The sequence below is a fragment of the Diaminobutyricimonas aerilata genome, assembly GCF_002797715.1.
GTDB lineage: Bacteria > Actinomycetota > Actinomycetes > Actinomycetales > Microbacteriaceae > Diaminobutyricimonas > Diaminobutyricimonas aerilata.
The window spans coordinates 3,192,065-3,214,417 of sequence record NZ_PGFF01000001.1 but is presented as its reverse complement, the minus strand read 5'-3'; the positions used below and the strand labels follow the sequence as shown (position 1 = coordinate 3,214,417).

Genomic DNA, 22,353 nt, shown 5'->3' with positions numbered 1-22,353 from the left:
GACGAGGAACGCCCGCGTCAGGCGGGCGGCTCCTCGACCGTCGCCGTGACGGTGGCGGGGGTGAGGTTGCCGTCGGTGAACGAGTACGCGACCCGGGCGGTGCCCGCGGTCGTGTCGATCGTGAGGGTCGAGCCGAACGGTCCGGCCGTCCACCACATCCGCACCTCGAGGGTGGCGGGTGACGTCCAGGCGGCGGCGACGCCGACCGGATGCGGCTCCCCGCGTCCGTCGTCGGAGATGCCCATGTGCAGGCGGGCGGCGAGCGGTGCGGGCAGCGGCAGTTCCGCGTCGACCCAGCCGTCGGATGCGCCGGGCACGGGCACGCCGTCGACCACGAGTCCCTCGTCGGCGACCGTGACCTCGGTGACCCCGAGCGAGTTGGACTCGAGCCGCACGCGCACGAGCCGGTCCGTCACCGGGGCGCCGTCGGGTCGCGGCAGGGACAGGACGGGCAGCTCGACCGGCTCCGCCGTCGTGTCGAAGGCCGGCAGCAGGTGCGCCCAGATCGCGTCGAACATCCGCTGCGTGTCGGCGACCCCGGCGGTGATGGCGACCACCGCATCCTGCTCCGGCAGCACGACGACCACCTGGCCGTAGGCGCCGTCGGCGCGGTAGCCGTGGCGGGCGCGCCAGAACTGGAAGCCGTAGCCCTGCTGCGAGTCGATCTTGTCCCAGTGCGCGGTCGAGATCTGCGTCGAGGTCGCCTGGTCGACCCACTCCTGCGAGAGCAGCCGTTCGCCCTGCCACACCCCGCCGCGCAGGTACAGCTCGCCGAAGCGCGCCATCGCGTCCGCGTCGATGCTGAGACCCCACCCGCCGACGTCGATGCCCTCCGGCGACTGCTGCCAGTCCGCGTCGGTGATCGAGAGCGGGTCGAGCAGTCGAGGTCGCAGGAAATCGAGCGTGCGCTGCCCGGTGACCTTCTGCACGATCGCCGACAGCGCGAAGGTGGCCCCGCTGTTGTACTGGAAGACCGCGCCCGGTTCCTCGGTGAACGGCGACGCGAGGAAGGTCTGCATCCACGCGCGCTCCGGATGCTCGTCGAGCCCGCGCATCATCGGCTCCTCCGAGCCGATCGACATGGTGAGCAGGTGCCGCACCGTGACCTGCCGCAGATTCGAGGCCGGATGCTCGGGGGCCGAATCCGCGAAGAGGTCGAGCACGCGGGCGTCGAGGTCGAGCAGCCCGTCATCGACGAGCATGCCGATCGCGGTGGCCGTGAAGCTCTTGCTCACCGAGTACATGGCGTGCGGGCGGTCGGGTCGATACGGAGCCCACCCGGCGCGCGTGACGACGTGCCCGTGCCGGACGATCACGATCGAGTGCACCGCCGGAGTCACCGTCGACAACTCATCGAGCAGCGCGGCGACGGCGGCCGAGGGGATGCCCTGCCGCTCCGGGGTGCTGGTGGGCAGGACGCTCACGGGCGCACCTTCCGTTCGTAGCAGAGGGACGCGTCGTGGCCGACGTAGTGCCCGAAGTTCGGGATGCGCGTGAATCCCTCACGCTCGTAGAACCGGACGGCGTCGGGTTGCTGGTCGCCGGTCTCGAGCACGAGCCGGTCCCAGTCGAATCCGGCCGCGGTGGCGTCGAGCGCGGCGAGCACCGCGCGGGAGACGCCGGTGCCGCGGTGGGCGGGGGCCACGAACATCCGCTTGATCTCGCCGTGGTTCTCGTCGATGCGCCGCAGTCCGCCGCAGCCGGCCGGCTCGTCGCCGACGTAGGCGACGACGAAGTGGGTGATGTCGGCCGCGCTCGGCGCGACGCCGGGTTCCGAGTCGGGGGTGCCGTAGCGCTCGGCGATCTCCGCGCGCTGGGCGGCGCGCAGGCGCTCCGCGTCCGGGTCGTCCCAAGGCACCGCACGCACCTCGAACACGGCGTCGAGGCCCTCGGTGCTCATGCGGTGAGCCGGTCGACGAGCTCGCGGTAGCGAGCCGCAGTGCGCTCGACGATCTCGTCGGGCAGCGTGGGGGGAGTACCCTCGCCGTCCCAGTTCGCCGCGAGCCAGTTGCGCACGATCTGCTTGTCGAAGCTCTCCGTGCGGTTGCCGGCGGCGTACACCTCGGCGTCCCAGTAACGGCTGCTGTCGGGGGTCAGCACCTCGTCCGCGAGGGTGAGCGTGCCGTCGGCGTCCGTGCCGAACTCGAACTTCGTGTCGGCGAGGATGACCCCGCGCTGCTCCGCGATGGCGGATGCGCGACGGAAGATGTCGAGGCTCGCATCCCGCAGCGCGGCGGCGGCTTCCGCGCCGACGAGCTCGACGGTGCGTTCGAACGTGATGTTCTCGTCGTGCTCGCCCTGGGGCGCCTTGAACGCCGGAGTGAAGATCGGCTCGGGCAGCCGGTCGCCGTCGGCGAGTCCGGCGGGGAGGGGCACGCCGCACACGCTCTGCGTCGCCCGGTACTCCTTGAGTCCGCTGCCCGAGAGGTAGCCGCGCACGACGCACTCGATCGGGAACATCTCGAGCCGCTTCGCGACCATCGCCCGGCCGGCGACCTCATCCGGCACCGCATCCGGCAGCACGTGGTTGGGCACGTCGGCGAGCTGCCCGAACCACCACAGGGTGATCTCGGTGAGCGCCGCGCCCTTGCCCGGGATGACGGGTTCGAGGATGTGGTCGAACGCGCTCACCCGGTCGCTCGCGACGAGCAGCATCCGATCGATCGAGCCGTCGGTCGGTTCGAAGAGGTCACGCACCTTGCCCGAGTAGACGTGACGCCAGCCGTTCACCGGGCGACCCGCTCGGCGATGTCGCGGCGGTATTGGCCGCCCTCGAGTTCGATGCGCTCGAGTGCGGTGTACACGCGGCGGCGCGCCTCGACGAAGTCCGGCGCGGTCGCGACGACGCTCAGCACCCGGCCGCCCGAGGCGAGCAGGCGCTCGCCGTCGCGCACGGTCGCCGCATGGTTGACGGTGACGCCCTCGAGCGCGTCGAGTCCGCGCAGCTCCCGACCGGTCTGCGGGCTCTCCGGGTAGCCCTCGCTCGCGAGCACCACGGTGACGGCGACCTCGGGGGAGAACTTCGGATACGGCAGGCGGCCGAGGCCGCCGGTCGAGGCGGCGAACAGCAGCTCGCTCAGCGGCGTCTCCAGTCGCGGAAGCACCACCTGCGTCTCCGGATCGCCGAAGCGCGCGTTGAACTCGATCACGCGGATGCCGTCCGCGGTGACGATGAGTCCGCAGTAGAGCAGACCGATGAAGGGGGTGCCCTCGTTCTCGAGCTGCCGGATGGTCGGCAGGGCGATCGTGTCGATGACCTCGTCGACGAAGCCTTCGGGCAGCCACGGCAGCGGCGAGTAGGCGCCCATGCCGCCGGTGTTCGGGCCGGCGTCGCCGTCGAGGAGTCGCTTGTAGTCCTGCGCGGGGCTCAGCGGCAGCACATCGTGGCCGTCGCTGAGCAGGAACAGCGACACCTCCTGTCCGTCGAGGAACTCCTCGACGAGCACGCTGCCCTGCTGGAGGTAGTGGTGGGCGTGGGCGAGCGCCTCCTCGCGGGCCGGCGTGACGATGACGCCCTTCCCGGCCGCGAGCCCGTCGGCCTTCACCACGTAGGGGGCGCCGAACTCGTCGAGCGCTGCTGTCGCCTCCTCGAGGGTGCCCGCACGCACCGCGCGACCGGTGGGCACGCCGGCGGCATCCATCACCCGCTTCGCGAAGGCCTTGCTGCCCTCGAGCTGTGCGGCCGCCTTCGACGGGCCGAACACGGCGATGCCGCGCTGCCGCACCACATCCGCGACGCCCGCGACGAGAGGGGCCTCCGGGCCGATGACGACGAGTTGGATGTCGTTGTCGAGCGCGTAGTCGGCCACGATCGAGCCGCGGGTCGAGTCGAGCGCCACGACCTCGACATCGGCGGCGATTCCGGCGTTCCCGGGAGCCGCGGTGATCTCGTGCCCGGCGTTCTCACGCAGCAGAGCGGTGACGATGGCGTGCTCCCGCGCGCCCGAACCGAGTACGAGGATCTTCACCGTCCCAGGGTACTCGGCGGTCCCGGTCGTGCCCGCCGGAAAAAGTTTTGCGAACCCGCGTCATGATCTCCCGCATCCGGTGTGTACCTAGTTGGGTGCGCGCGGTGTCCCCCCAGAAGCGCCGCGCGCACTCCTTACCCCCCCGAAAACCCGAACCCGAAAAGACCCACCCCCCATGCAACGACCCGAGTTGCGAGGCTCTACCCTGCCCTCGCGCCGGGGCCCGTGGCGTGCCGTGGCCGCGATCTCGAGCACTCTGCTCGTGAGCGCCGGCCTGCTCGCTGCTGCCCCCATCGCCGCTTCCGCCGCCACGATCGACGGAGCCATCACCTCAGTCAGCACCGACAAGACCAGCTACGGCTACACCGAGCGCGTCGCCCTCGACTTCGAATGGGCCGTGCCCGACACCGCCGAACAGGGCGACTCCTTCGCCCTGCAGCTGCCCGATCAGCTCAAGGCCGTCAGCAAGGCGACGTTCGAGCTTCCCGCCCCCGACGGCGCGGCCGTCGCGAAGGCCGTGTGGAGCGACAAGAAGGTGGAGTTCACGCTCACCGACTACGTCGAGACCCACGACGGCGTGCACGGCACCGGGTTCCTCACCGCCCAGTGGGACCACTCGAAGATCACCGACACGACCGCTCCGCTCGTGCTCGATTTCGGCGGCGGCAAGGTCGTGACCGTCGACATCGGCGACAAGCCGGCCCCTCCGGCACCGTGCCAGACCAACTGCGGCCCGCAGTCCCCGCGCACCGAACGCGGCCTGTACAAGGCCGGCTCGTGGACCGACGGCGAGTACGAAGGCACCCGCGACGCGAAGAACAACATCCACTGGTGGGTCGAGTTGCCGGGCAACCCGCAGGGCTTCAACGGACCGATCACCGTGGTCGACACCCCCAACGCCGGCATGGTGATCGAGTGCTCCACCCTGGTGGTGCAGACCTTCCCGAGCCTCGTCGGCGGTACACCGCGCACCCCGGTCGACCCGTCCCGCTACACACTCGACTGCAATGAGGGTGGTTTCACCCTCACCCTCGACCGCATCGGCCCGAGCGAATTCATCAACGTCGAGTACAAGGGCACCATCACCGACCAGCGTCTCGGCGCGTACGGCAACAACGTCAAGATGACGATCGCCGGCACCACGACCGAGAAGACGGTGACGCGTAAGCGCACCGCCGCGGGCGGCAACGGCGACGGCTACCAGAGCGTCTCCGTCGGCGACCTCGTGTGGCTCGACACCGATCGCGACGGCATCCAGACCGTGGGCGAGGCGGGCATCCCCGGCGTCACCGTGAAGCTCACCGGACCCGAGGGCACCGCCGTGACGGATGTGACCGGCAAGCCGGTCGCGCCGGTGAAGACCAACGCGTACGGGCTCTACTCGTTCGTGAACCTGCCGATCCTCCCGGCGGGCCAGCACTACACGGTCACGATCGACCGCGCCGCGTCGGCGGACGCGCTCCGCGGCCTCGTCCCCACCGTCGCGGGTGCGGGCGACGATCGCGCGAGCGACTCCGCCTCGTGGACCGCGGACTCCACCGACCTCACGGTCAACCAGGCGAAGGACCTCACGCTCGACTTCGGTTTCGTGACCCCGCGCGTGTCGGTCGGCGACTACGTGTGGCTGGATGGCGACCGTGACGGCCGTCAGGGCGAGGACGAGTCGGGCATCGAGGGCGTCACGCTCACGCTGACCGGTCCGGACGGTGCCGCGGTGACCGACGTCGCCGGTGTGCCGGTGGCCCCCGTGGTGACCGACGCCGAGGGTGCGTACGTGTTCGAGAACCTGCCGGTGCTGCCGGAGGGCGAGCACTACACGGTCTCGATCGACCGCGAGGCATCCGCCACCGCGCTCGACCGCCTCGAGCCGACGATCGCCGGGGAGGGCGACGCCGAGCGCGACTCGTCGCTGTGGGCCGAGTCCTCGGTCGACCTGACCGACGACGGCGACCACGACCCGACGCTCGACTTCGGCTTCATCGAGGCCCGCGTCTCGGTCGGCGACTACGTGTGGCTGGATGCGGACCGTGACGGCCGTCAGGGCGACGACGAGTCGGGCATCGAGGGCGTCACGCTCACGCTGACCGGTCCGGACGGTGCCGCGGTGACCGACGTCGCCGGTGAGCCGGTCGCCCCCGTGGTGACCGACGCCGAGGGTGCGTACGTGTTCGAGAACCTGCCGGTGCTGCCGGAGGGTGAGCACTACACGGTCTCGATCGACCGCGAGGCATCCGCCACCGCGCTCTTCGGCGTCGAGCCGACGACCGCCGGCGAGGGCGACCTCGAGGGCGACTCCTCCACCTGGACCGTCGAATCCGGCGACCTGCCCCACGACGGTGACCACGACCCGACGCTCGACTTCGGCTTCGCCGCGCTCGAGCTGCCCACGCTGCCCCTCCCCGAGGAGCCGCAGCCGACGGTCACCCCGGCGGTCACCCCCGCCGGTACCCACCTCGCGAGCACGGGAGCGGAGGTGGCGCTCCCCCTGGGCGCCGCCGCGCTGCTCCTGCTGCTCGGCGCCGCCGCGGTGCTCATCCGCCGCCGTGGCGTGATCACCGAGGACTGAGCCCGTCCCGGCCGCCGGTGCCCCCGGCGGCCGGAACGCCGGCCTCGGATCCGCCGCTTCGTGCGGCGACGACAGCGTCCCGCCCCCGCACCCGCGGGGCGGGGCGCTTCGTCGTTCCGCCCGCATAGCCTGAGGAGTGTGCTGGATGGGGTGAGCTTCGGTCGCGCCGTCGACAGCGACGTGGCCGCAATCACGGGCCTTGTTCGTACGGCGTACCAGTTGTACGTGCCGAGGATGGGGCGCGAACCGGCTCCGATGGGTGCCGACTTCGCAGGGCTTGTCGCCGCGGGCCGGGTGACGGTCGCGCGGGCCGCCGGCGTCGTTATGGGCGTGATGGTCACGGAGCCGCGTCTCGACCACCTGCTCATCGGCAACCTCGCCGTCTCGGATGCGGTGCGCGGCCGCGGAGTCGGCGGGGCGCTCCTGAGGGTCGCAGAGTCCGAGGCGCGAGAGCTGGGCCTTGCCGAGCTGCGGCTCTACACGAACGTCACGATGACGGAGAACCTCGAGTACTACCCGCGCCGCGGATTCCGCGAGGTGGACCGACGTACGGAGGACGGGTTCGACCGGGTGTTCTTCGTCCGTGAACTGCCTCCCGCGTGATGCTCGGCGCGGAGGAAGTCGCGTGATGCGTGACTATTTCCACGGCGGACGCGAATCGCGCCGCGCACGTGAGCTACTCGGCGACGATCACGGTGACGACGGACATCGCACCGTGCGTCCCTGAGGCTGGATCGAAGTACCGCACTGCGATGGTGTGCGGCCCAGGGCTCAATTCAGGGGTGACACGGGTGATGGTCGGCCCGTCAATCAGGTGCTGGCGGCCCGTCCACACGCCATCGATCAGAATCTGCACGATCAAGCCGCGATCACCCGAGATCTCTACCGATACGGTTCCTGTCGAGGACGTCGATCCATCTGCCGGTGCGACGAAGCGGGGCACCAGCAGGGGCACATTTGCTGCAGTCGACGCGCTGGAGACGTTGCCCGCGGCATCGGTCTGCCTAGCGGAGATCGTAAGACTCTCTCCGCGCACGCTGCTGTCGAGCTGTGTCGTCCATGCACCGTTGACATCGGCGATCGCCTCGCCGATGGGTGAGCCGGAACCATCGACCAGGACGACGGTCGCTCCGCCTTCCGCCGTGCCGGCGACTCTAGGCAAGTAATGGGCGTCTCCCTCGATCTCACTCATCACCGGCGGGGCGGCGAAAGTGTCGACCGTGACACTCGAGGTCGCCGCACCGGAGGAGTTGCCGGCGGCGTCGACGGCCGTCGCGCTGAGCGCGAAGGTGCCGTCGGCGAGCGGGGCGGCCGGGGTCAGCGCCCAGGCGCCCGCCGCATCCGCCACCGCCGTCCCGATGACGGTCGCACCGGCGACGAGCTGCACGGTCGAGAGCGGCTCGGCGGTGCCGGAGAACGTCGGGGTCGGGTCGCTCGTCGGAGTCGGCACCGCGGCGAGCACCGGCGCGGCGGGGGCGACCGTGTCCACGGTGATCGTGCGGTCCACGGGTTGCGAGCGGTTGCCCGCGGTGTCCGTCGCCACGAGGCGCACGGTCTGCACGCCCTCCGCGAGCGGCGCGGCCGGGGTGAACGACCACGAGTCGTCACGCGCGACCGTCGCGGTGCCGAGCGGCACGACGGTGCCGTCGGCCGCGACCGAGGAGAGCGTGACGGTCGAGCCCGGCTCGCCGGTGCCGGAGAACGTCGGGGTGGCGCTGTTCGTGACGAGACCGTCGACCGGTCCGCTCACGACCGGGACCGCCGGCGCGGTCGTGTCGACGGGGTTCAGCACGGGCGGCGGGAGCGGCGGCACGCCCGGCAGCGGGGGGAGGGGCACGGGACGTCCCGGGCGGGTGCGCGGCGGGGTCGCCGGCGGCGGCGTCTCGTCGAGCACCGGCGGAGCGGTCACGGGCGGAGCGGGCGGCGGCACGGTGGCGGGGTCGTCGCCGGCATCGGTGTCCCCGTCTGTGTCGGCGTCCGCATCCGTGTCGGCGGGGGCGTCGGGCGAGGATGCGGTCGGCTGCGACGGCTGCGGCACGAACGCACCGTTGATCGCGAACGCGCCGACGGTGGCGGCGGCGACCGCGAGAGCGGTCGCGGCGGCGACGGCGACCGTGCGTCCGGACATCCGGAACAGGGTGCCGCCCGCCGCGGCCATCGCGGCGCCGGATGCTCCGACCCCGACCGCGGTGCCGGCTCCGACGCCGATCGTGGTCGCGCCGGTGCCGCCGTCGTTCGAGCCTCCGTTGGAGCCGTCCGCCATCGCGGGCGCTCCGCCCGAACCGTTCTGCGCGAGCAGATGCGCGAGGTACCCCGCCCCCGCGGTGCCGCCGAGCACGGCGGGCAGCAGGATGGCGGCGAGCCGGCCGGAGATGTCGTCGATCTCCTCGAGCAGGATCGAGCAGCGTGTGCACGTCTCGAGGTGCTTCTCGAACTTCTGCCGGGCGCGGGGGGTCAGGCCGCCGCGCGCGTATTCGCCCATCCGCTCGGTCGTCCAGCGGCATTCCTCGGGGATGCGGGTGTCGCTCACGTGCGCCTGCAGCCACGCCTTGCGGAGGCCCTCGCGGGCGCGGTAGGCGAGCGCGGCGACGCTGTTGGCGCTGAGTCCGAGATGCGGGGCGGCCTCCGCGGGCTCCATCCCCTCGACCTCGGTGTACCAGAGCACCGTCTGCCACCGCTCAGGCAGGGTGCGGAACGCGCGCACCGTGACCGTGTTCTCGAGCACCGTCGACTCGACGTCCGCCTTGGGGTCGGGCAGATCCTCCGCGGCGTCGATGGGCAGGTTGTTGGAGTTGCGTGCCCAGCTCAGCGCGACGTTGCGGATGGTGCGGTACAGGTAGGGGCGGAACGCCTCGGTCGGCCCTCCCCCGCGCTGCATGGCGCGGAAGATGTTGAGGTACGCCTCGGCCACGATGTCGTCGGGGTCGGCGATCGACTGGAACTGCCGCGCGGCGGCGAGGCCGGCGCGGGCGTGACGCGACCAGAGTTCGGCGAAGGCCTGCGCGTCCCCGGCGCGGGAGCGGTCGGCGAGTTCGTCGTCGCCGACGATCGGGGCGCCGTCGAGGGCGTCCTCGTATTCGTCCATGCCGCTGCGTCCTATGCGTTCCCCGGGAGAGCCCCCGCAACGATTAGACACCATGCCCGCGCGATCATGACGGCGGATGCGGCAATCGGCCCCGCGGACGGCGTTAGCGTGGAGGCATGGGAAAGGCGAGGATCGTGGCGACCGTCGGCGAGGCAGCGGTGCGCGTGTGCATCGAGGGTGATCCCGACCGCGCCACTCAGGCGGTGGCCGTGCGGTACCTGCTGCAGGTGCTCGCCGACCGCGCGCCCGGCAACGCGGTGGAGGTGCGGGTTCCACCGTTCGGCGCGGTGCAGGCGATCGAGGGTCCGGGCCACACGCGCGGCACCCCGCCGAACGTCGTCGAGACGGATGCGCGCACCTGGGTCGCCCTCGCGACCGGCGCGGAGTCGTGGGCGTCCGCGGTCGCGGGCGGCCGCGTCAGTGCATCCGGAACGCGCGCCGACCTGAGCGGGCACCTGCCCGTCACGTGGGACACGGCCGAGCAGGCGAGAATGGACCGGTGAACGAGCAGCGGTCGACCGACGAGGTGTCGCTGCGGCGTGCGCCGAAGTACTCCGCGTTCATGATCGTGGGCGGCGGGCTCGGCGCCATCGTCGCGTTCGTGCTCACCGCCGTGCGGCCGGTCGACCCCAATGTCGGGTTCGTGCCGCTGCTGGCGCTCTTCGCCCTGTTCGGCATCCCGCTCGGCATCGCCGCGGGAGCGCTCATCGCCCTCGTGCTCGACCGCCGGTCGCGCGCCCGCGCCCAGGTGGTCGCCGCGGAACGCGACGCCGTCGACGCACCCCCCGCCGAGGGCGATCTCGAGGACTGAGACCGCCGCGGAGTCGGAGGGTCAGGCCTCGGCGATGACCGCGATGGAGACCTTCAGGCCCTCCACCCGCACCGGAAGCTTGGCACCCTGCCGGGCGGGCGGATCCTCGGGGAACCACCGGACCCACTCCTCGTTCATCCCGGCGAAGTCCTCTTCGTGCGCCAGGATCACGGTCGCGCTCACGACGTCGTCGATCGAGCTCCCGGCCGACTCCAGGATCGCGGCGATGTTGGTCAGGCACTGCCGGGTCTGCTCTTGGATGGTCGTTCCGGCGAAGACCCCGGTGGCGGGGTCGACGGGCGATGTGCCCGAGACGAAGACCAGGCCCGCGGCTTTCGTGGCCTGACTGTAGCTGGGCGGCGCGGCGGGGGCCCGCGACGTCCGGATCACCGTTCTGGTCATGAGGTCTCCCAACGACTCACGAGGTGGCTGGGAGCCTACGCCTGCTCGGGCCTCGCGGACAGGGCCGGTTGCCCCGTTCCCTGAGCCTGTCGAAGGGAGCCGTCGCACACCCTCAGCTGAGCTGGTTGCGCTCCACCCAGGCGAGGTACTCCTCGGTGACGTTGCCGGCGATGTACTCGCCGGTGAAGCAGCTCATCTCGAGGTCGGTGACGTCAGACCCCTCGATGATGGCGTCGCGCATGTCGGCGACCTCCTGGTAGATCAGGTGGTCGGCGCCCAGCTCGGTCGCGATCTCGGGGATGCGGCGGCCGGATGCCACGAGCTCGTGCCGGGTCGGCATGTTGATGCCGTACACGTGCGGGTAGCGCACGGGCGGCGCCGAGGAGGTGAAGGTGACCTCGTTCGCGCCGGCTGCCCGCGCCATCTCGACGATCTCCTTCGAGGTCGTGCCGCGCACGATCGAGTCGTCGACGATGAGCACGTTCTTGCCCTTGAACTCGCTCGACATCGCGTTGAGCTTCTGCTTGACGCTCTTCTTGCGCTGTTCCTGTCCGGGCATGATGAACGTGCGGCCGACGTAGCGGTTCTTGTAGAACCCTTCGCGGTATTCGACGCCGAGCTTCTGGGCGACCTGCATCGCGGCCGGTCGAGCCGAATCCGGGATGGGCATGACCACGTCGATGTTGCCGGTGGGCGCGTAACGCTCGATCGTGTCCGCGAGCCGGTTGCCGAGCCGCAGCCGCGCCTCGTACACCGAGATGCCGTTCATGATCGAGTCGGGGCGCGCGAGGTAGACGTACTCGAACGAGCACGGGATGAGGCGGGGGTTCGCGGCGCACTGGCGCGACACCATCTCGCCGTCCATCCCGATCCACACGGCCTCGCCGGGCGCGATGTCGCGCACGAACTCGTATCCGCCGCTCTCGAGCACGAGCGACTCGCTCGCGACGACCCACTCGTCGCCGACGAGACCCTGCGAGCGGCGACCGAGCACGAGCGGGCGGATGCCGAACGGGTCGCGGAAGGCGAGGAGCCCCTGACCGGCGATGAGCGCGATCGACGCGTACGAGCCCTCGACGCGTTCGTGCAGACGCGAGATGGCGGTGAACACCTGGTCGGGGTCGAGCTCGGTGCCGCTGATCGCGGCCTGCAGCTCATTGGCCAGCACGTTGACGAGCAACTCGGTGTCGGAGCTCGTGTTGAGGTGCCGCCGGTCGACGGTGAACAGCTCCTGGGTGAGCTCACGCGTGTTGGTGAGGTTGCCGTTATGCACGAGCACGATGCCGTAGGGGGCGTTCACATAGAACGGCTGCGACTCCTCCTCGCTGCTCGCGGAGCCGCGGGTGGTGTAGCGCACGTGCCCGAGACCCATGGTGCCGAGCAGGTTGCGCATGTCGCGGGTGCGGTACGCCTCGCGCACCTGACCGCGTGCGCGGTGCATGTGGATGGTGTTGCCGTCCGAGGTCGCGATACCGGTCGAGTCCTGCCCGCGATGCTGCAGAAGGGAGAGGCTGTCGTAGACCTGCTGGTTGACCGGGCCCGATGAGACGATGCCGACGATGCCGCACATGACGCGGAATGGCTCCAAGGGGTGGGAGGTGCGCACTCGATCGAGTACGGTCCAGTCTCCCACACCGCCGGGCGACGGTCGATTCGCGGCCGTCGCCGTCACTCCAGCGAGGTGAAGTTCGCCCGGATCAGCCCCCGCGGGTCGTACTCGCGCTTGATCCGCCGCAGCCGTTCGATCGACTCGGGCGGCAGGGCGTCGGAGAGCCGCTCGGTCGGGTCGAGGAAGGTGACCGGCTTGCGCCCGCTGGTGGGGAGAGCCGCCGCGAGCGCCGCCTGCTTGGCGCGGATCGCCCGCGCGGCCTCCTCGCCGAGCGGCAGCCCGAACATGTAGAGGGCGTACGGCTCCCCGAGTGCACCGTGGGGGCTGTCGGAGGGTCGGGCGAAGGCACCGCCGAGGTGGCGCACCTGCACGCTGAGCAGGGGCGCGATCGGCTCCGAGACGAGGGCGTCGAGCGCGGCGTCGTCGAGGGCGGTGATCAATTCGGCGTGGGACGCGCCCGGTCCCGGTGCCGTCGGCTCGCCCGTGATCGACCCGAGTTCGGCGACGCTCATGGCGCGTCGGGTGTCGGAGGCCGGCGCGGGCAGCGCGTCGAGCGACGAGAGCAGCCGACGCGCGTCCACCTCGGTTCCGAGGTAGGTGACGTCGAGGGCGACGAGCGGCTCTGCGCCGGGGAACTGCAGCATCGTCAGCCAAGCGGTGAGCTCTTCGGGGGCCGTCGAGGTGAGCGCGCGGAACGCCTCGGCCACCGCGCGCGTGTGCTCGCCGGTCCACGACATCCGTCCGCCGAACACGTGCGGTGCCGGATGCAGTGCGATCTCGAGCGCCGTGACGATCGCGTAGTCGCCGCCGCCCCCACGCAGAGCCCAATAGAGGTCGGGATGCTCGTCCGGTGTCGCGTGCAGGCGTCGCCCGTGCGCGTCGACGACGTCGAAGGCGGTGACGCTGTCAGCGACCCAGCCGTGCGCCCGCCCGAACCAGCTCAGGCCGCCGCCGAGCGCCACCCCGGTCACACTCACGACGGGAGAGCTGCCCGGCAGTGCGGTGAGACCGTGCTCGGCGACCGCCCGCTGCAGGTCACCGGATCGGACACCGGCCCCGATGACCGCGCGCCGGGCGACCGGGTCGACGCTGATGCCGTCGAGGCGTCCGGTGCGCAGCAGGATCGTGTCGTCGACTCGTCCGGAGGCGCCGTGGCCGTTCGGCTGGGTGGAGACGGCGAGTCCGGCGGAGTCGGCCACGCGCACGAGCGTGGCCACGTCGTCGGCATCCGCGGCCTCGACCACGGCGGCCGGCTGTTGTGCGATCGCGAGGTTCCAGGGCCGGCTCCGCTTCTCGAATTCGTCGTGTTCGGGAGTCCAGACGCGGCCGCGGAGGGCGTCGGAGAGGTTCGCTGACAGGGCCGAGGTGATCGACATGAGGGTCCTTCGCAGAAGTAGGGTGGGCGCGTCGGATCACGCGCGTCACTTGGTTGTCGATGGACGGACCGGATGTGTGACGCGACAGGTGGGAGGTGGCGGTGTGTCCATGACGACGACGGCGCTGGCGGACGTGTTCGCCCGGCATCGCGTCCGTCTGCGGGCGATCGCCACGCGCATCCTCGGGTCGACGTGGGACGCCGACGACGCCGTGCAGGAGGTATGGCTGCGGCTCCAGCGCGCTGACGTCGACGGCATCGAGAACCTCGGAGCGTGGCTGACCACCGTGGTGTCGCGGGTCAGCGTCGATCTCCTGCGCAGCAGGGGCGCCCGCCACGAGGACCCGGATGCGGTGCTGCCGGAACAGGACGACGCCGACGACGCGCTCGTGCCGGAGTCCTCCGCCGAACGCACCGAGGACGTGGCGGCGGCGCTCGCCGTCGTGCTCGACACACTGACCCCGCTCGAGCGGCTCGCGTTCGTGCTGCACGATCTCTTCGCGCTCTCGTTCGACGACATCGCCCCCATCGTCGAGCGCACCCCGGCCGCCGCGCGCCAACTCGCGTCGCGTGCACGGAGGCGGGTGCGCAGCGTCGACGTGTCGGCGGAGCGTGCACAACGGGCGGATGCGGTGGCCGCCTTCCTCCGCGCCGCCCGCGAGGGCGACTTCGGGGCGCTGCTGCAGCTGCTCGACCCCGAGGTCGAGCTGCGGGCCGATCCGCAGGCGGTCGCGACCGCAGAGCCGTACGCCGCGGGCGGTGCCCCGCTGCTGCGCGAGAACGTCCGAGGCGCCGACGCCGTGGCGCGAGTGTTCGCCGGTCGCGCCCAGGGGGCGGAAGTGGCACTCGTCGACGGCCTGCCGGGTGCCGTCTACGCGCCGGACGCTCGTCCGCGCGCGGTCTACGTCATCCGCCTCCGGGGCGGCCGGATCACCGGCATCGACGTGCTGTCGCGCGAGGTGGACCGTTTCTCCGTCGCGCTCTCGCGCTGACGCGCGCGTCAGGCGAGCGCGGCCCGGATACCCTGATCGCATGACTTCGACGCCCACGAACAGCTACGCCGAGGCCGGCGTCGACACCGCGGCGGGCGACCTCGCCGTCGAGCTCATGAAGGCCGCGGTCGCCAAGACCCACGGACCGCAGGTGTTCGGCGGCGTCGGCGGCTTCGCCGGACTGTTCGACGTGTCGGCGCTCAAGGCGTTCGAGCGGCCCCTGCTCGCGACCTCGACCGACGGCGTCGGCACGAAGGTCGCGATCGCGCAGGCGCTCGACATCCACGACACGATCGGGCAGGACCTCGTCGGCATGGTCGTCGACGACATCATCGTGGTGGGCGCCCGCCCGCTGTTCATGACCGACTACATCGCCTGCGGCCGCGTCGTGCCGGAGCGCATCGCGGCCATCGTCCGGGGTATCGCCCGGGCCTGCGAAGAGACGGGTACGGCGCTCGTCGGCGGCGAGACCGCCGAACACCCGGGACTCCTCGGCCCGGACGACTACGACGTGGCGGGTGCCGCGGTCGGCGCGGTCGAAGCGGATGCGGTGCTGGGCCCGGAGCGGGTGACAGACGGTGACGTCGTCGTCGCGATGGCCTCGAGCGGGCTGCACAGCAACGGGTTCTCGCTCGTGCGGCACATCCTCGCCCAGCGCGGGATCGGGTACGCGGACGAGCTGCCCGACTTCGGGGGAGCCGTCGGCCGGGCGCTGCTCGAGCCGACCCGCCTCTACACCGCCCCGCTGCTCCGCGTGCTCGACGGGACCCACGGCATTCACGCACTCAGCCACGTCACCGGCGGCGGCATCGCGGCGAACCTCGCGCGTGTGCTGCCGCGCGGATCGTGGGTCGAGCTCGACCGGTCGAGCTGGTCGCCCTCCCCGGTGTTCCGGGTGCTGAGCGACCTCGCCGGGTCGACGCTGGAGAGCTCCGAGGGCACCTGGAACCTCGGCATCGGCATGTTCGCCGTCGTCGCGGCCGAATCCGCCGATGCGACCGTCGCCGCCCTCACCGCCGACGGCATCCCGTCGTGGGTCGCCGGCACCGTGTCGACGTCGGGGCGCAACCTGGACGGGTTCGAGCAGGGTGCGAAGGGCGTCGACGGCGGCGCCGTGCGCCTGGTCGGCGGCTACGCCGCCTGAGCACTCGACATGACGCGGCGGCCCTCGTCGGACGTCGGACGCCGGTGAGAGGATGACGCCGTGCCCGAGTCACCAGAGGTCGACGCGCTCGCCGGGTTCCTGCGCGCGCGAGCGACCGGCCGCACCATCCGAGCGATCGAGTTGGAAGAGTTCAGGGTGCTCAAGACCCGGAACCGCCGCACGGAGGAGCTCGCCGACCGCACGGTGATCGGCGTCCGACGGTTCGGCAAGCACGTCTCGCTCGACACCGACGGCCCGGGCCTGCTGATCAGTTTCGGGCGCGCGGGGTGGGCCCGATGGGCGGATGCGGGCGAGGCCGAGACCGTCCCGGATGCATCCGATGCCGTCGTTGCTCCCGTGGTCGCGCGGATCACGTTCACCGACGGTGCGGAGATGGCCCTCACGGACGCCGGGGACTGGTTGTCGCTCGGTATCTCCATCGCGGATGACGTCACCACGCTGCCCGCGGTCGCCGACCTGGGCCCCGACCCGACCACACCGGCCTTCACCCCCGAGCTGCTCGATGGGCTCGTCCGTGGGCGCCGCAAGCAGCTCAAAGCACTCCTGCAGGAGCAGGCGTCGCTCGCCGGCATCGGCAACGCCTACTCCGACGAGATCCTGCATGCGGCGCGGCTGTCGCCCACGACCCACGCCTCGGCGCTCGACGCCGACCAGCGCGAGCGACTCTTCGTGGCCATCACCGGAGTGCTCACGGCCGCGTTCGATGCCCGCCGCGACGTGCCGATCGACCAGCAGAAGGCGGCGAAGGTCGCGTCGATGCGCGTGCACGGCCGCACCGGCGAGCCGTGCCCGGTGTGCGGCGACCTCGTGCTCGACGTGCCCGGGTCGAAGGGCGCCGCCCAGTACTGCCCGACCTGCCAGAACGGCGGGCGGCCGCTCGAGCCTTGACCCGGGTCAGCGGCACCATCCGGGGAGGAACCCGACGACGCTGCGCGTAGCCTCGCCGGTGTCGAGGTCGACGAACACGGTCGTGATGGCGCTCGCCGCAGGCAGCCCGGGGTAGCCGTCGGTGAGCGACTCGGGCGAGATCGTCTCGATCGCGAGGTACTGGCCGTTCGGCGACGGACACAGCCGTCCGATGCGGGAGGCCGGAGTCGCCGTCTCGAACACCACACGGGTGCCCTCCGCATCCGTCACCGCCACGACCGCGTCGAAGGTCGTGCCGGCCGACGTGGTCTGCGGCGACGTGAACTCCTGCGCATAGCGGAGGCTGTCGTCGATCACGACGAGCTCACCGGGTGTCGTGCCCACCGTCTCGGTCTCTTCGGGCAGCTCGAGCGTCGTCACGTCGCCGGAGGTGAGGTCGATGAGCGTGCCGCGGTCGGGGTCGGCGACGATGAGCGTCGCGGTGCCGGGGATGAATCCGCGCAACTCCGCGTGCTGACCGAGCGGGCTCGTCGGGGTCTCGCCGAGCGGGTCCACGAGGTACAGCGACTGGTCGTAGGTCTGCGCGACGATCGAACTCGTGCCGGGCACGAACCGCCAGTCCAGTACCTGCAGCGGCGCCCCATCCGCTCCGAGCACCGGATTCACCACACCGCTGCCGTCCGCGAGGTTCATCACGTACAAGGCGTCGTTCACCGCGCCGGGAGTGGCCGCCGTGAACGCGAAGCCGAGCACGTCGCCGACGCCCTGCAGGCTCTCGATGTTGCCGACATCCGGAAGCCCCACCTCGAACGGGTCCTCGCCCCGCGTTCCGACGACCGAGAGTCCGCTGCGGTCCTCGTCGTCGAGGGTGGCCACGGCGATGAGCGAGCGCAGCCGCGCGTACTCCTGGATGCGCGGGGAGGCGAACACCACGGAGCCCTCCGAGCCGGCGCCGAGTCCCTGCCGGCGCAACTCGTCGTCACCGTCGGGGTCGCGCACGAGCGAGTACACGTCGGTGTCGGGGGTGCTCACCTCGAACTCGATGACGGACTCCGCCGTCGTGAACGCGCCGCGCACCGTCGGGAGCGTGATGCGGTAGTCGGTGTCGTAGCGCAGCGCCTGGGCGAAGCGCAGCACGATGGATGAGCCGTCGACCTGCGCGTCGACCTCGGCCTCCGGCTCGGTGCGCAGACCCTCGGCCGCGTTGTCGGCGAGCGCCTGATCCGTGCGCAGGATGACGCGCTGCCCGTCGCGCGCGACGAGATTCGCGCCGCTGTATTCGACGGCGTCGAGGGTCGGGCCGCGCACCGCGTTCGCGGCGGTCAGCCCGCCCGCAGCGAGCAGCAGCACCGCGAAGCATCCGTAGAGCAGCCGTCGGAAGCGACGGTTCGCCCGTGCGGCTCCGCGACCCTCAGTAGACATACGGGTCGGCGGGCTCGTCGATCGGCTCGACCGCGGTCGGCACGATCGCGAGCGGCTCGAGGCTCGTCGCGCTCTGGTTCGGCTCGAAGCGTCCGGCGACCCGCACCCATTCGCCGTCGGTGAGCGACTCGGCCCAGTCCGGCTGGTACACGGGCACGCCGATCGGCTGCGCATCGACCGTGCAGCAGGTGATCGCGTGCCGCGCGACGAAGAACACGTTGTCGGGGTCCGCGTCGTCGGCGATCACGAAACCGCTCACATCCGCCGGGTTCTGCGCCGTGTACTCCTCGTCGACGCCCTGGCGCAGCAGCGCGGCCCACTCCTTCACGGTGAACGACGTGGAGTCGCTGCCGACGAGCTCGGTGGTCTGTTCGTCCGGCAGCGAGCCGGCCGTGTCGGAGATCTCGTTGGACTGCACGGATGCGGTGTCGAGGGTCGACGGCGGCAGCAGCAGCATGCTCACGAACGTCGCGGCGGTGAGCACGACGGCCCCGATGCCGAACCACAGCCGGCCGGCGCGCGTGCGGGGACCCTCGCCGTCGTGATCGTGGTCGTCGTCCGCCTCCGTGTGCGGCAGCAGCGCGAATGCGCCGATCGCGAGCACCCCCGCGGCGACGGCCGCGACGGCGGTGAAGACGAAGTAGCGCGGATGCACGTAGAGGCCGAGCCGGCCCGTCGCCGTCAACCAGAGGATGGCGACGACGCCGGCGAGCGTCAGCACCACGCCCAGCCAGCGGGCGCGAAGTCGGTCAAACAAGGAGGTTCACCGCCAATCCGAGAACGAGGGTCGAGAGTGCCACGAGCGCCGTGACGAGCGCGAGGGTGCGGGCCCGGAAGGTCGTGCGCAGCATCGCGAGCATCTTGATGTCGATCATCGGACCGAACACGAGGAACGCCACGATCGCGCCCGGCATGAACGTGGAGCCGAGGGCGAGCACGAAGAAGGCGTCGACGTTGGAGCAGATCGACACGACGAACGCGAGCGCCATGAGGGCGACGACCGACCACAGCGGGTTGCTGCCGAGCGTCACGAGCACATCCCGCGAGACGGCCACCTGGATGAGCCCGGCGATCGCGGCCCCGACGAACAGCGACGGCAGCATCGCCGTGGTCTCGTGAGCGAAGAGCTCGGCGCTGCGGGTGAGGCGCTTGCCGCGCGGCGCATGCGAGTGGTCGACGCTGCAGGAGCGCTCGAACACCGGCGTGAGCGCCGACATCGGCCGCGGCATGCGGCTGTAGATGATGCCGACGAGGTTCGCGATCAGGAATCCGCCGAGGATGCGGGAGACGAGCACGCCGTCCTCCCAGCCGAACGCCTCGTACGTCGTGATGATCGTGACGGGGTTCAGGATGGGCGCAGCGAGCAGGAAGGTCATCGATTCGCCGACCGTGAGACCGCTCATCAGGAACCCACGGGCGAGGGGGACGTTGCCGCACTCGCACACCGGCAGCAACACGCCGAGCACCGAGAGCACGAGGCGCCGCGGCAGCGATCGGCGGGGGAGCCGCCGCAGCAGGAAGCCCTCCGGCAGCCACACCTGCACGATGATCGAGAAGCCGATGCCGAGGAACACGAACGGCAGCGACTCGATGATCACGCTCAGCGCGAGGGTGATCCCGTCGCCGAGCGCCCCGTCGATCGCCGCGAACGCCTGCGGCGGCGAGAGCAGTCGCGCCGTGAGGAACGCCCCGACGAGCACGACCCCGATGAGGAGTCCGCGCCCCGACACTGCGGTCGCGCGGCGTGAAGGCATGGGTTCCAGTCTACGAGAACCGTTCTCGGCCTATCCCCGACCCGCGCGAGCGCCCCCGCCGTTCGCGAGCCGTTTCCCGTCGTAGTCGCCCCTAGCGCGCATCCGCAAGGGCATCTACTGACGGGAAACCGCGGATGCGCGGGTCAGGCCCGCGTCGCGGAGCCGTCGGTGTCCGTGTCGTCGTCGTCACCCGCGAGCAGCAGGTCGGTGCGCAGCTCGGTCAGCCGCGTCGCCGCGATCAGATGGGTGCGTGCGGCGAGCAGCAGGCGGCACAGCAGCACGAGGAGCACGATCGCGCCGCCGACGAGCACCAGCATGAGCAGCGGGTAGACGATCGAGAAGAAGTTCAATCCGTACATCTGCTCACGTTAGCGGTGCGTGAGCCGATCTCGCTTCGACAGGCTCAGCGAACGTGGCTGCGTCGGCGGGCGGACTTCCCGTCGCAAAATGCGGGTGCCGATGCGTCACACCCGCTATTTGCGACGGGAAACGGGGTGGCCGCGCTTCGACAGGCTCAGCGACCGGGCTCAGCGACCGGGCCCAGTGAAGCGGGCGGGCGGGTCAGCGCGTGTAGCCGTTGTCGCTGCGCCACCAGTCGTCGGTGGGGGCGACGGGCAGCTCGCGCTTGTGGCGGGTGGAGAGGTAGCGCTGCTCGATCGCCTCGGCGACCTCGTCGGGCACCTCGAGGCCCTCGAGGTAGTCGTCGATGTGCTGGTAGGTGAGCCCGAGGTTCGCCTCGTCAGTCTGACCGGGGTTGTCGTCGAGCAGGTCCGCGGTGGGCGGCTTCGTGTAGAGCCGCTCCGCGGCACCGAGGTGCTGCAGCAGCGCCTTGCCCTGCCGCTTCGTGAGGCCGGAGAGCGGCAGGATGTCCGCGCCGCCGTCCCCGAACTTGGTGAAGAAACCGGTGATCGCCTCCGCGGCGTGGTCGGTGCCGACCACGATCGACCTCGTCTGCCCGGCGAGCGCGTACTGCGCGATCATGCGGGCACGGGCCTTCACGTTGCCCTTGTTGAAGTCCGTCATCTCCTCGCCGAGCGCATCCTGGAACTCGTCCTCGAAGCCGTCGACGCCGCGCTTGACGTTGTAGGTGACGAGGCGATCGGCGCGGATGAACTGCAGCGCGAGCTGCGCGTCGTCCTCGTCCTTCTGCACACCGTACGGCAGGCGCACGGCGATGAACTGCGCCTCCTGGCCGGCGTCACGCACGCGTTCCACGGCGAGTTGGCAGAGTCGCCCGGCGAGCGAGGAGTCCTGCCCGCCGCTGATCCCGAGCACGAAGCCGGCGGCACCGCTCGTGGTCAGGTAGTCGGCGAGGAACCCGACTCTGCGTTCGATCTCGTCCTCGGGGGAGATCGTCGGCTTCGCGCCGAGGTCGTTGATGATCCGCTCCTGCAGTTCACGCATGATCCGACCCTACGACCGTCATGTTTCGGTAGCGTGAAGCGATGAGCCAGTATTCGACCAGCTCCACGAAGACACTCAGCATCGCGAGCGTCGTCCTCGGCGTCATCTCGGTGTTCTTCGGGTTCACGTTCTTCGTGCCCATCATCGGCCTGGTGCTCGGGGTGATGGGGCGCAGGCGCGAACCGGATGCCCGCACGCTCGCCCTCGTCGGCATCTGGATCAACGCGCTGCTGCTGTTCGGGTGGCTCATCATCGCCGTGCTCGTGATCGCCTTCGGGGCCGGACTCGGCCTGCTCGCGCTCCCGTTCCTCGCCTTCGGCTGACCCGCTTCACCCCTCCGGTGTGACCGTCAGTCGCGTGCGCTGCGTTCGCGCATCCGCCACAGCAGGAGGGCGGCGAGGGATGCGGATTCCGACATACGCCCGCTGAGTATGAGTTCGTCGATCTCCGCGTCGGAGAACCAGCGGTGCTCCATGTCGGCCTCGGTCGCCTCGCGTTCGGTGGCGCCGTGCGAGAGGCCGGTCGCGATGAACACGTCGCAGGCCTGGCGCGTGAACCCGTAGGCCTCATCGAAGCGGCCCAGATGCTCGACGTGCTCCGCCCGCAGGCCGGTCTCTTCACGCAGTTCGGCGCGCGCGAGATCCTCCGCTGTTCCCGTGTGCCCGGAGGGCCACGAGCCCTGCGGGAACTCCCACACCCGTCGCTCGACGGTGTAGCGGTACTGCTCGACGAGCCAGAACCCGTCGCGGTCGCGCGGCAGGATGAGCGCGAAGTCCGGCTTCTCGACGACGCCGTAGATCGACTCGTGGCCGTTCGGCCAGCGCACGAGATCTTCGCGCACGCGCATCCAGGCGTTCTCGTACGCGACGCGCGTGCTCAAGCGATCCGGAAGGAGCCCGGATGTGCGCGCAGCAGAAATCGGCCCGTCCGTCG

22 protein-coding genes are annotated in these 22,353 nt (G+C 71.1%); 8 read left to right on the top strand and 14 right to left on the bottom strand.

The genetic code is table 11. The features are described 5' to 3' along the window. Positions 1-17: 17 nt before the first annotated feature. From CLV46_RS16815 to purD, 4 genes are read right to left on the bottom strand one after another with little or no spacing between them, the layout of a single operon-like run. Positions 18-1,424 (bottom strand): serine hydrolase domain-containing protein, encoded by a 1,407-nt coding sequence (locus CLV46_RS16815; protein ID WP_170028604.1) that lies wholly within the window; start codon positions 1,422-1,424, stop codon positions 18-20. Continuing rightward, positions 1,421-1,900, bottom strand: coding sequence for a GNAT family N-acetyltransferase (locus tag CLV46_RS15300; RefSeq protein ID WP_100365572.1), 480 nt, complete (start codon positions 1,898-1,900; stop codon positions 1,421-1,423). The genes CLV46_RS16815 and CLV46_RS15300 overlap by 4 nt, the downstream gene beginning before the upstream one ends. Then, positions 1,897-2,730: a phosphoribosylaminoimidazolesuccinocarboxamide synthase gene (locus CLV46_RS15295; RefSeq protein ID WP_245866936.1), complete on the bottom strand. Its 834-nt coding sequence runs from the start codon at positions 2,728-2,730 to the stop codon at positions 1,897-1,899. Before CLV46_RS15295 ends, CLV46_RS15300 begins: the two co-directional genes overlap by 4 nt. Next, positions 2,727-3,968: a phosphoribosylamine--glycine ligase gene (purD, locus tag CLV46_RS15290; RefSeq protein WP_100365571.1), complete on the bottom strand. Its 1,242-nt coding sequence runs from the start codon at positions 3,966-3,968 to the stop codon at positions 2,727-2,729. The genes CLV46_RS15295 and purD overlap by 4 nt, the downstream gene beginning before the upstream one ends. A 235-nt stretch (positions 3,969-4,203) precedes the next feature. On the opposite strand from purD, the gene CLV46_RS15285 reads away from it, so the two are divergent. Continuing rightward, positions 4,204-6,534: an SdrD B-like domain-containing protein gene (locus CLV46_RS15285; RefSeq protein WP_170028602.1), complete on the top strand. Its 2,331-nt coding sequence runs from the start codon at positions 4,204-4,206 to the stop codon at positions 6,532-6,534. A 138-nt stretch (positions 6,535-6,672) separates the two neighbouring features. Next, positions 6,673-7,137, top strand: a complete 465-nt coding sequence (locus CLV46_RS15280) for a GNAT family N-acetyltransferase (RefSeq protein WP_245866934.1) — start codon at positions 6,673-6,675, stop codon at positions 7,135-7,137. Between the two features lie 73 nt (positions 7,138-7,210). Here CLV46_RS15280 and CLV46_RS15275 read toward each other — a convergent pair whose 3' ends face one another. Beyond that, a complete protein-coding gene (locus CLV46_RS15275) occupies positions 7,211-9,619 on the bottom strand; it encodes a sigma-70 family RNA polymerase sigma factor (protein ID WP_170028600.1) in 2,409 nt (802 codons plus the stop codon). 116 nt (positions 9,620-9,735) lie between these two features. On the opposite strand from CLV46_RS15275, the gene CLV46_RS15270 reads away from it, so the two are divergent. Both CLV46_RS15270 and CLV46_RS15265 read left to right on the top strand, forming a co-directional pair. Then, positions 9,736-10,122, top strand: coding sequence for a sterol carrier family protein (locus tag CLV46_RS15270; protein ID WP_100365568.1), 387 nt, complete (start codon positions 9,736-9,738; stop codon positions 10,120-10,122). Beyond that, a complete protein-coding gene (locus tag CLV46_RS15265) occupies positions 10,119-10,430 on the top strand; it encodes a hypothetical protein (protein ID WP_100365567.1) in 312 nt (103 codons plus the stop codon). Before CLV46_RS15270 ends, CLV46_RS15265 begins: the two co-directional genes overlap by 4 nt. Before the next feature lie 21 nt (positions 10,431-10,451). Here the strand turns inward: CLV46_RS15265 and CLV46_RS15260 are convergent, their stop codons facing one another. The 3 genes from CLV46_RS15260 to CLV46_RS15250 all read right to left on the bottom strand — a co-directional run bounded on the left by CLV46_RS15260 (position 10,452) and on the right by CLV46_RS15250 (position 13,817). Beyond that, positions 10,452-10,832 (bottom strand): RidA family protein, encoded by a 381-nt coding sequence (locus tag CLV46_RS15260; protein ID WP_100365566.1) that lies wholly within the window; start codon positions 10,830-10,832, stop codon positions 10,452-10,454. Between the two features lie 112 nt (positions 10,833-10,944). Further along, positions 10,945-12,402: an amidophosphoribosyltransferase gene (gene purF, locus CLV46_RS15255; protein ID WP_100365565.1), complete on the bottom strand. Its 1,458-nt coding sequence runs from the start codon at positions 12,400-12,402 to the stop codon at positions 10,945-10,947. Between the two features lie 98 nt (positions 12,403-12,500). Continuing rightward, a complete protein-coding gene (locus CLV46_RS15250; protein ID WP_100365564.1) occupies positions 12,501-13,817 on the bottom strand; it encodes an FAD-binding oxidoreductase in 1,317 nt (438 codons plus the stop codon). A gap of 109 nt (positions 13,818-13,926) precedes the next feature. Between CLV46_RS15250 and CLV46_RS15245 the strand changes: the two genes are divergently transcribed. The 3 genes from CLV46_RS15245 to CLV46_RS15235 are packed head-to-tail and all read left to right on the top strand — an operon-like array spanning position 13,927 to position 16,861. Continuing rightward, entirely contained in the window at positions 13,927-14,808 is an 882-nt protein-coding gene (locus CLV46_RS15245) for a sigma-70 family RNA polymerase sigma factor (protein WP_100365563.1), read from the top strand. 40 nt (positions 14,809-14,848) lie between these two features. Beyond that, positions 14,849-15,952 carry a phosphoribosylformylglycinamidine cyclo-ligase gene (purM, locus tag CLV46_RS15240; RefSeq protein ID WP_100365562.1) on the top strand — a complete coding sequence of 368 codons (1,104 nt, stop codon included), beginning with the start codon at positions 14,849-14,851 and terminating at the stop codon, positions 15,950-15,952. Between the two features lie 60 nt (positions 15,953-16,012). Beyond that, positions 16,013-16,861, top strand: coding sequence for a DNA-formamidopyrimidine glycosylase family protein (locus CLV46_RS15235; protein ID WP_100365561.1), 849 nt, complete (start codon positions 16,013-16,015; stop codon positions 16,859-16,861). Positions 16,862-16,867: 6 nt separating this feature from the next. Here CLV46_RS15235 and CLV46_RS15230 read toward each other — a convergent pair whose 3' ends face one another. The 5 genes from CLV46_RS15230 to nadE all read right to left on the bottom strand — a co-directional run bounded on the left by CLV46_RS15230 (position 16,868) and on the right by nadE (position 21,420). Then, positions 16,868-18,262, bottom strand: coding sequence for a hypothetical protein (locus CLV46_RS15230; RefSeq protein ID WP_157802356.1), 1,395 nt, complete (start codon positions 18,260-18,262; stop codon positions 16,868-16,870). After that, positions 18,252-19,019, bottom strand: coding sequence for a TIGR03943 family putative permease subunit (locus tag CLV46_RS15225; RefSeq protein ID WP_245866931.1), 768 nt, complete (start codon positions 19,017-19,019; stop codon positions 18,252-18,254). The genes CLV46_RS15230 and CLV46_RS15225 overlap by 11 nt, the downstream gene beginning before the upstream one ends. After that, entirely contained in the window at positions 19,012-20,016 is a 1,005-nt protein-coding gene (locus CLV46_RS15220) for a permease (protein WP_100365559.1), read from the bottom strand. Before CLV46_RS15220 ends, CLV46_RS15225 begins: the two co-directional genes overlap by 8 nt. 143 nt (positions 20,017-20,159) lie before the next feature. Beyond that, positions 20,160-20,375 (bottom strand): hypothetical protein, encoded by a 216-nt coding sequence (locus tag CLV46_RS15215; protein ID WP_100365558.1) that lies wholly within the window; start codon positions 20,373-20,375, stop codon positions 20,160-20,162. 202 nt (positions 20,376-20,577) lie between these two features. Further along, on the bottom strand, positions 20,578-21,420 hold the full coding sequence (gene nadE / locus CLV46_RS15210) for an ammonia-dependent NAD(+) synthetase (RefSeq protein ID WP_100365557.1): 843 nt from the start codon (positions 21,418-21,420) through the stop codon (positions 20,578-20,580). 41 nt (positions 21,421-21,461) lie between these two features. Here nadE and CLV46_RS15205 point away from each other — a divergent pair, with 41 nt between their 5' ends. After that, complete coding sequence (locus CLV46_RS15205; RefSeq protein ID WP_100365556.1) at positions 21,462-21,743, top strand: DUF6142 family protein; 282 nt, start codon at positions 21,462-21,464, stop codon at positions 21,741-21,743. A gap of 26 nt (positions 21,744-21,769) precedes the next feature. Here the strand turns inward: CLV46_RS15205 and CLV46_RS15200 are convergent, their stop codons facing one another. After that, positions 21,770-22,300 (bottom strand): NUDIX domain-containing protein, encoded by a 531-nt coding sequence (locus tag CLV46_RS15200; RefSeq protein WP_245866928.1) that lies wholly within the window; start codon positions 22,298-22,300, stop codon positions 21,770-21,772. Positions 22,301-22,353: the final 53 nt, after the last annotated feature.

What these genes read in the sequence shown, in the direction of transcription:
- CLV46_RS15215 (WP_100365558.1), bottom strand. Translation starts at nt 20,375, where the DNA reads ATGTACGGATTGAACTTCTTCTCGATCGTCTACCCGCTGCTCATGCTG.
- CLV46_RS15205 (WP_100365556.1), top strand. Translation starts at nt 21,462, where the DNA reads ATGAGCCAGTATTCGACCAGCTCCACGAAGACACTCAGCATCGCGAGC.
- CLV46_RS15220 (WP_100365559.1), bottom strand. Translation starts at nt 20,016, where the DNA reads ATGCCTTCACGCCGCGCGACCGCAGTGTCGGGGCGCGGACTCCTCATC.
- purF (WP_100365565.1), bottom strand. Translation starts at nt 12,402, where the DNA reads ATGTGCGGCATCGTCGGCATCGTCTCATCGGGCCCGGTCAACCAGCAG.
- CLV46_RS15300 (WP_100365572.1), bottom strand. Translation starts at nt 1,900, where the DNA reads ATGAGCACCGAGGGCCTCGACGCCGTGTTCGAGGTGCGTGCGGTGCCT.
- CLV46_RS15245 (WP_100365563.1), top strand. Translation starts at nt 13,927, where the DNA reads ATGACGACGACGGCGCTGGCGGACGTGTTCGCCCGGCATCGCGTCCGT.
- CLV46_RS15250 (WP_100365564.1), bottom strand. Translation starts at nt 13,817, where the DNA reads ATGTCGATCACCTCGGCCCTGTCAGCGAACCTCTCCGACGCCCTCCGC.
- CLV46_RS15260 (WP_100365566.1), bottom strand. Translation starts at nt 10,832, where the DNA reads ATGACCAGAACGGTGATCCGGACGTCGCGGGCCCCCGCCGCGCCGCCC.
- purM (WP_100365562.1), top strand. Translation starts at nt 14,849, where the DNA reads ATGACTTCGACGCCCACGAACAGCTACGCCGAGGCCGGCGTCGACACC.
- CLV46_RS15275 (WP_170028600.1), bottom strand. Translation starts at nt 9,619, where the DNA reads ATGGACGAATACGAGGACGCCCTCGACGGCGCCCCGATCGTCGGCGAC.
- CLV46_RS15230 (WP_157802356.1), bottom strand. Translation starts at nt 18,262, where the DNA reads ATGTCTACTGAGGGTCGCGGAGCCGCACGGGCGAACCGTCGCTTCCGA.
- nadE (WP_100365557.1), bottom strand. Translation starts at nt 21,420, where the DNA reads ATGCGTGAACTGCAGGAGCGGATCATCAACGACCTCGGCGCGAAGCCG.
- CLV46_RS15270 (WP_100365568.1), top strand. Translation starts at nt 9,736, where the DNA reads ATGGGAAAGGCGAGGATCGTGGCGACCGTCGGCGAGGCAGCGGTGCGC.